The 7322-nt window shown below is 70.4% G+C and carries 7 protein-coding genes; 2 read left to right on the plus strand and 5 right to left on the minus strand.

Going from position 1 to position 7322, the window contains the following annotated elements:
• Positions 1 to 378: 378 nt before the first annotated feature.
• On the plus strand, positions 379 to 795 hold the full coding sequence (locus tag ETD85_RS58445; protein ID WP_020547189.1) for an SsgA family sporulation/cell division regulator: 417 nt from the start codon (positions 379 to 381) through the stop codon (positions 793 to 795).
• A 93-nt stretch (positions 796 to 888) separates the two neighbouring features.
• Here ETD85_RS58445 and ETD85_RS58450 read toward each other — a convergent pair whose 3' ends face one another.
• Complete coding sequence (locus ETD85_RS58450) at positions 889 to 1509, minus strand: DUF305 domain-containing protein (protein ID WP_240780111.1); 621 nt, start codon at positions 1507 to 1509, stop codon at positions 889 to 891.
• 128 nt (positions 1510 to 1637) lie between these two features.
• Between ETD85_RS58450 and ETD85_RS58455 the strand changes: the two genes are divergently transcribed.
• On the plus strand, positions 1638 to 2975 hold the full coding sequence (locus ETD85_RS58455) for an LVIVD repeat-containing protein (protein WP_476739312.1): 1338 nt from the start codon (positions 1638 to 1640) through the stop codon (positions 2973 to 2975).
• Positions 2976 to 3031: 56 nt separating this feature from the next.
• Here ETD85_RS58455 and ETD85_RS58460 read toward each other — a convergent pair whose 3' ends face one another.
• The 4 genes from ETD85_RS58460 to ETD85_RS58475 form a co-directional block, all read right to left on the minus strand.
• Positions 3032 to 4801 (minus strand): serine/threonine-protein kinase, encoded by a 1770-nt coding sequence (locus ETD85_RS58460; RefSeq protein ID WP_170247431.1) that lies wholly within the window; start codon positions 4799 to 4801, stop codon positions 3032 to 3034.
• A gap of 78 nt (positions 4802 to 4879) precedes the next feature.
• Positions 4880 to 5710 carry an aminotransferase class IV gene (locus ETD85_RS58465; RefSeq protein ID WP_206059559.1) on the minus strand — a complete coding sequence of 277 codons (831 nt, stop codon included), beginning with the start codon at positions 5708 to 5710 and terminating at the stop codon, positions 4880 to 4882.
• Positions 5711 to 6724 carry a chorismate-binding protein gene (locus ETD85_RS58470; RefSeq protein ID WP_138698443.1) on the minus strand — a complete coding sequence of 338 codons (1014 nt, stop codon included), beginning with the start codon at positions 6722 to 6724 and terminating at the stop codon, positions 5711 to 5713.
• Positions 6691 to 7322, minus strand: a 632-nt coding sequence (locus tag ETD85_RS58475; protein WP_138698444.1) for a LysR substrate-binding domain-containing protein, incomplete at its 5' end; no start/stop codon positions are given. The genes ETD85_RS58470 and ETD85_RS58475, both read right to left, overlap by 34 nt.

Here is a 7322-nt window from a genome sequence, read left to right on the forward strand (position 1 = left end):
GGCTATCGGGGGGCCGGCGGCGGGCGCGCCAGAGGGATTCGGGTGAAACGCGGCGGTTGCCCATCGGCACGACGGGTCGGTGGCATACCATCGTCGTGTTCCGGCAGTCATCGGTCTCGATCTTTTGACAAGAAACGTTCTTGGTCGGCGCGCCGGGGCAGGCTCCTCAGTACGCAAAACCCTTGTAAATACGACCCGATTGATGCCGTTTAGCCTGGTAGATGCCTAAATGTCCAGCTGTGATGTGCGTTACAGAAGGCCCTTGGAGCGGAATCTTTCCTACAGGTTTCTTCGTTCCGCGTCATAGCTCAGGACGAAGTCCGTCAGAGCAGTGAAAGCCCCGAAGAGGGGACCTACGACGAAAAGGTTTGGCTGACGATGAACAGCACCACCGTCTCCGCCGAGCTTGGCCTTCGGCTAGTGGTCCCCGACCGTACTACCGTCCCCCTGCTCGCCGGACTGAGTTACACAGCCGACGATCCTTATGCCATCCGCATGGCCTTCCACGTAGGGAACGACGAACCGGTCGAGTGGATCTTTGCTCGCGAACTGCTGACAGTAGGCATCGTGAGGCGTGTCGGCGACGGCGACGTGCAGGTTTGGCCCGCACGCGCCGACGGCGAACGCACGCTGCACATCAGCCTCACGTCGCCGTTCGGGCAGGCGCTCTTCGAAGTACCGCTGGCCCCGCTCACCGAGTTCCTGCACCGCACCTACGAGAAGGTGCCCGCGGGCCGGGAGACCGATTTCATGGATCTGGACGCCGAGCTGACCAACATGCTCTGGCCGTCCTGACCCCCGGTCCCCCTTCCTCGCGGCTCCACCCGGCGGGTGCCGGCGGGCCGTCTCGGCCTGTACGGCACCCGATCCCCTGACAGTCGCGCGCGCTCACGCCGGGAGCGACTCCAGGGTCTGGCGCATGCGGGCGATCTCGATGCTCTGCCCCGAGTACACATCCTTGGCCAGCAGCCGCATGCGCTGGTCGCGGCCGGTCGCCAGCTCCTCCCCCGCCATCCGCACCGCACCCTCGTGATGTCTCGTCATGAGCTGCAGGAACAGGCGGTCGAAGACGGTTCCCTCGGCCGCGCGCAGCGCGTTCAGCTGCTGCTCGGTCGCCATGCCGTACCCTTCCGCCCCGCCGTGGTCGTGCTGGGCGGGGGCGCTGCGGCCCAGCTCGGCGAGCCAGCCGGTCATGGCCTTGATCTCCGGGGTCTGGGCGGCGGTGATCGAGCGGGCGAACGAGCGGATGGACGCCGTGGTGGTGCGGTCCTCGACCAGCGAGGTCATCTCCAGCGCCTGGCGGTGGTGGGGGATCATGGCCTCCGCGAAACGTACGTCCGAGGCCACCGTCGGCGCGGGCGTCTGCCCGACCCGCTCCCCCGGTGAGGCCGTACGACCCCCCGCACCAGGGCTGCCCGGCACGATGACGGGCGCCTCCGTGCCGATGGCCGAAGGACCCGACGGCTCGCTGCGCTCCGGCGAGCAGGCGGCGAGGGCAATTGTGGTCACAACTGTGATGAAGACCGTACGCAGCGGCGAACCTCCTGACATAGCTTCCATAGTGAGCTACGAGACAAAGGGGATGGGCGTTGATCTCTGCCAAGTTGCGCGGAGCGGTGTTGTGTACGGTGCTGTTGTTGACCTCCGCGTGCGCGTCGGGCCAGCAGCCGGCCGGTGCTCCAGCGCCCGCCACCACGACGCAGCAGACCAGCGCGCCGGCCGGCACGACCGCCGCGTCGCCCTCGGGTGAGGTGATGACGAGCGACAACGTCAAGCACGTCGCGCACGTGCCGAGGACCGCCCCGTTCAACGGCGAGGGCGACTTCAACACCGACCTGGCCTTCCAGGGCGACTACGCGTACGTGGGGAACTTCGGCGGGTTCTCGATCTACGACATCAGCGACCCGGCCAAGCCCGCGATCGTCAGCCAGGTGGCCTGCCCGGCGCAGCAGAACGACGTCACGATCCACGGCGACCTGCTCGTCCTGTCGATCGACGAGCCGCGCGGCGGCCCGGAGTGCGACTCCGGCGAGGGCCAGGAATGGGAAGGGCTGCGGATCTTCGACGTCAGCGACAAGAAGAGCCCGAAGTACGTCAGCGCCGTCCAGACCGACTGCGGCTCGCACACGCACACGATGGTGCCGGCCGGCGAAACGCTGTACGTGTACGTCTCCTCCCCCGGCCCCGAGCCCGAGTCGAAGACGTGCCCGCCGCCCCACGAGCTCATCCAGATCGTGGAGATCCCGACAAAGTCCCCTCAGTCCGCAAAAATCGTGGCGAAGCCGGATATCTTCCCTGAGCGCCACCACTCCGAGTTCGCCTCCGGCTGCCACGACATCACCGCCTACCCGGAGAAGAAGCTGGCCGCGGCCGCCTGCTTCGGCGACGGCGTGCTGCTCGACATCTCCGACCCGGTCAAGCCGAAGGTGCTCCAGCAGATCACCGACACCGAGAACTTCCAGATCTGGCACTCGGCGACGTTCAACAACGACGCCACCAAGGTCCTGTTCAGCGACGAGCTGGGCGGCGGCGGCCAGGCCACGTGCGACGGCAACACGCCCGTCACCAAGGGCGCCGACGCCGTCTACGACCTCGTGAACAACAAGCTGGAGCGGCGCGGCTACTTCAAGATCCCGAGGGAGCAGCAGGCCGAGGAGAACTGCGTGGCCCACAACGGCTCGCTGATCCCGGTGCCGGGCAAGGACATCATGGTCCAGTCCTGGTACCAGGGCGGCGTGTCGATCTGGGACTTCACGGACTCGGCCCACCCCAAGGAGATCGGCTACTTCGAACGCCCGCCGTTCCCCGGGGGCGGCATCGCGGGCTCGTGGTCGGCCTACTACTACAACGGCTACATCTACTCCAGCGACATAAGAGAAGGACTGGACGTGCTGCAGATCAACGATCCGCTCACCGATCCGGCCAAGCAGGTCAAGATGGACGACTTCAACGTCCAGACCCAGAAGTCGTACTGATCTCCCTGAGGACCTCCGGCCGCGCCCCCGTTACCGGGGGGCGCGGCCGTTCGCGTTCAGCCGGGCCGCGTGATCTGCTCGTCGCGCCAGTTCCTGAACGTCGTGGTGAACGTGGAGGAGAGCTCGGTGCCCTCGATCGCGACCCACCAGGCCAGCTCGAAGGACATGGGACGGTTGCGCTTGTCGAGTTCGAGCCGCCAGGTGACGCGGGTGCCCTTGAGCCGCTCGGCCCCGCCGCCGCTCATGTCCCCCAGGCGCTCCTTGATCGCGGTCGGCAGGCCGCCGGCTTCGAGGCCGCCCGAGTAGCGGCGGCCCGAGCGGTTGACCTGCCCGGCCTGCCCCACCAGTTCGAGGATGACGCCGATCCCGGCCATCACGACGAGCATGTCGATGTAGGCCTGCTTGGCGCCGTCCGGGTCCTTCCAGGTGCGGTGTCCGTTGAGGTAGGTGTCGCGGGTGCCACCGGTGTTGAGCACCGTGATGTTCAGCGTGCCCTCGTCGGAGGCCATCCGCACGGCGAAGTCGCAGCTCCCGACGCTGTAGCTGCCGTCGGCGTCGTAGCGGACCCGGCCGCGGCCCGTCCCGTGGAAGGAGCTCTGCGTCAGGCCGCCCTCGAACGTCAGATCGGCCAGCGGCGCGACGGCGATCGCGCCCTGCATGGCGATCGCCAGGCTCATCCCCCTCGCGGGCGGGGCGCTGACTGGCGCCTCCACGGCCTCCGTGGAGGTGCCGGTCACCTCCGGAGCGCCGCTCGGAATGACTCCCGGGGTGCTACTCACGCTCGGAGTGCCGCTCACGCCTGGGGTTCCGGTCACGCCCCGGGTGCCGCTCACGCCTAAGGTGGCCGAGCCGGCAGTCTGGGACGGCCCGCCGCGTGGCAGGCGCCACCACAGCACCCCGCCGGTCACCGCCGCGGCGCTCACGACCGCGCCCGCCCCCAGCAGCACCGCCCGGCGCGACACCCGCCCCGGCTCCGGCCGCACCCCGGCCGCGGCCACGGCGCCCCTGCTGAGCACCGCCACGTCCCCGTCCCCCGAAGCGGCCCCAGGCCCGGCGGCGGGCCTGAGGTCCATGCCGGGCTCAGGAGCCGTGTCAGGCTCCCCCAGGAGCTCCAGCAGCACCGTACGGGCGCTGGGCCGCCGCGCGGGGTCCTTGGCCAGGCAGCGCGCCACGATCCCGCGCAGCGGCTCGGGTAAGCCGCCCAGGTCCGGCTCCTCGTGCAGGATCCGGTACGCCACCGCCGCGAACGTGTCCCGCCCGAACGGCGGCGCCCCCGTGCCCGCGAACGTCATCGTCGAGCCCCACGCGAACATGTCGCACGCGGGCCCCACGGGCTGCCCGGACAGCTGTTCGGGTGCCATGTACGGCGGCGTCCCCGAAGAGGACCCCCGCGTCGAGGTGGCGTCGGCCAGCCGGGCGATGCCGAAGTCGATCACCCGCGGCCCGTCGGGGCCCAGCAGCACGTTGCCCGGTTTGAAGTCCCTGTGCACCACCCCGGCCCGGTGGATGGCGGCCAGGGCGGTGACGGTCCCGAGCGCCAGCCGGGTCAGCGCCGACCCGCTCAGCGGCCCCGCCGTCGCCAGGGCGGGGCCGTCGATGTACTCGGCCGCCACGTACGGCGGATCGTGGTCGAGGTCGGCGACGATCACGCGGGCCGTGCAGAACTCGTCGACCTTCCGCGCGGCGGCCAGCTCCCTGGCGAAGGTGCGGTCGATGCCGCCGGTCATCACCTTGACCGCCGCCTGCCCCGCACCGGGCGACTCGGCCAGATAGACGATGCCCTGGCCGCCCTGGCCGAGCCGGCCCACGATGCGGAACTCTCCCACCGCCGCAGGATCTCCCGGGCGAAGCGGACCGACTGCCACGTATGCCTCGCAAGTTCAGTTGTGAGGCACGAGACTAGCTCACGGGTTCAGGTCGGCGGCAGAGCGCTCGGCGAAGATCCGCATGGCCTTCGTGGTGATCGGCCCCGGCGCGGCGGGCAGCACCGTGTCGTCGACGAGCTTGATCGGCTGGACGTCGCGCGTGGTGGAGGTGAGGAACGCCTCCTCGGCGTCGTACAGGGCCTGCAGCGGCACGTCGATCTCCTCGCCGCCGCACCACTCCAGCACCAGCGCCCGGGTGACCCCGGCCAGGCAGCCGGACTCCAGGGTGGGGGTGAGCAGGCGTCCGTCGCGCACGACGAAGATGTTGGAGCCGGTGCCCTCGCACAGGTTGCCGGCCAGGTTGCCGAAGATCGCCTCGCCGCCGCCGCGCCTCTTGGCGTACAGCAGGGCCTTGGCGTTGTCGCCGTAGGAGGTGCTCTTGACGCCGGACAGGGCCCCGCGCTCGTTGCGCGGCCAGGGGACGACGGTGACGTCGGCGGTGGCGGGGAACGACTTCTGCTCGTCCACGATGACCACGGAGGTGGTGCCCTGGTCGCCGCGGTCGGAGCCGAGGGGGCCCCGGCCGCTGGTGTAGGTGACGCGGATGCGGCCGAGCGTCCAGGCGGGCGCGGCCTCCAGGCACCTGGCGATGCCGTCGGCGATCGCGTCGACGTCCGGCTCGGGCAGGTCCATGCGCTGGGCCGAGAGCGTGAGCCGGTCGAGGTGCCTGGTGAGCGCGAACGACTTGCCGTTCACGATCTTGATGGTCTCGAACACGCCGTCGCCGACCATCAGTCCGTGGTCGAAAACCGAGACGGTGGCCTGCGCGGGGTCGATCAGTTCCCCGTTGACCCAGACAGGGATGTTCATTCAGATTCCTCCTGTGGATGCCAGTGCGATGAGCCTGGCTGCCTTGAGCTCGGTTTCGAGCCATTCGCGCCCGGGGTCGCTGCCCCAGGTGATGCCCGCTCCCGTGCCGAACCGGATCTCGCCTGCCGAGATCCAGAATGTTCTGATGCCCACGGCCAGCGCCGCCCTGCCTCGGTCGGCGTCAACCCAGCCCACGGCCCCACAGTACGGCCCGCGGGGTGCTGGTTCGAGCTCATTGATGATCCGCAGAGCCGACGATTTGGGCGCGCCCGTGACAGAGCCGGGCGGGAAAGTGGCCGCGAACAGCTCCGGCCAGCCCGCCCCCGGCGCCAGCCTGGCGCGCACGGTGGAGACGAGATGGACGAGCCCGGGGTGCTCCTCGACCGCGCACAGCGACGGCACCTCGACCGAGCCGACGGCCGCGATCCTGCCGAGGTCGTTGCGGACCAGGTCGACGATCATGATGTTCTCGGCGTAGTCCTTCTCCAGCAGGTCGGCCGCGGTCACGCCGGTGCCCTTGATGGGCCTGGACTCCACGACGTCGCCGTCACGGGACAGGTAGAGCTCCGGGGAGGCCGACACCACGCTCAGCCCCGGCACCTGGATCACGGCCGCGTGCGGTGCGGGATTGCCCTCGGCGAGCCGGGCGGCCAGGGCGAGCGGCTCGGCATCGGCCGGGAGCGGGGCGGTCAGGACGCGGCAGAGGTTCGCCTGGTAGACCTCGCCGCGCTCGATGTGGTCGCGGATCGCGCGCACGCCGGCCTCGTAGGCCGGCCGGTCGAGCGAGCTGTGCCACTGGACGGGGCCCGGCCCGTGCCAGGGGCCCGCGGGTGCGGGCAGGGGCGCCTCCCGCACCCGGTCGAACCGGGCGCAGGTCACCTTGCCCTCATAGTCGACGACGACGGCCCACCAGCCCTCGCCGTCGAGCGCCGACAGGTCGGTCGTCACGTCACGTAGCCCGGTCGCGAGCAGACCTGGGCTTAAGTGGGCGAAACCGTCGTACACACCTTCCATTCTCCCAGCATTTCGACGAGCTCCAGCGCGGCGGGCAGTGGCGTTCCGGGTAGGGCCGCGTACACCTTCCGCGCGGGGGCCATTCCGCGCAGCGGCCGGAGCACCAGATCCCCCGGTACGGCCCGCGCCGCCAGCTCGGGAACGAGCGTCACCCCCAGCCCGGCGGCGACGAACCCGAACTTGCCCGACCATTCGGCCACCCGCATCCCGCTGCGCGGCGTGAACCCGGCCGCCGCGCACGCGGTCACCAGCAGCGTCGGCTGCCCGCGCGGCGCGGCCTCGATCCACGTCTCCTCGGCCAGGTCCCGCAGGTCCACGTCCTCGTACGCGGCCAGCCGGTGGCCGCGGGGCAGCGCGACGAGCAGCCGATCCTCGCGCAGCAGCACCGTACGCGCGCCCTCGGCGGGCAGCCCCGCCGGGTAGTCGCTGATCACGGCCACGTCCAGCGCGCCCGCGGCCAGCCGGTCCATCAGCCGCGAGGTGAGCCCTTCGACCAGCCGCAGCTCGACGCCCGGCCGCCGCTCGGCGAAGCGCTTGAGCGTGCCGGGCACCAGATCGACGTTGGCGGTGGCGAACGACCCCACCCGCAGCGTCCCGC

The sequence above is a fragment of the Nonomuraea zeae genome (assembly GCF_005889725.1).
Taxonomy (GTDB): domain Bacteria; phylum Actinomycetota; class Actinomycetes; order Streptosporangiales; family Streptosporangiaceae; genus Nonomuraea; species Nonomuraea zeae.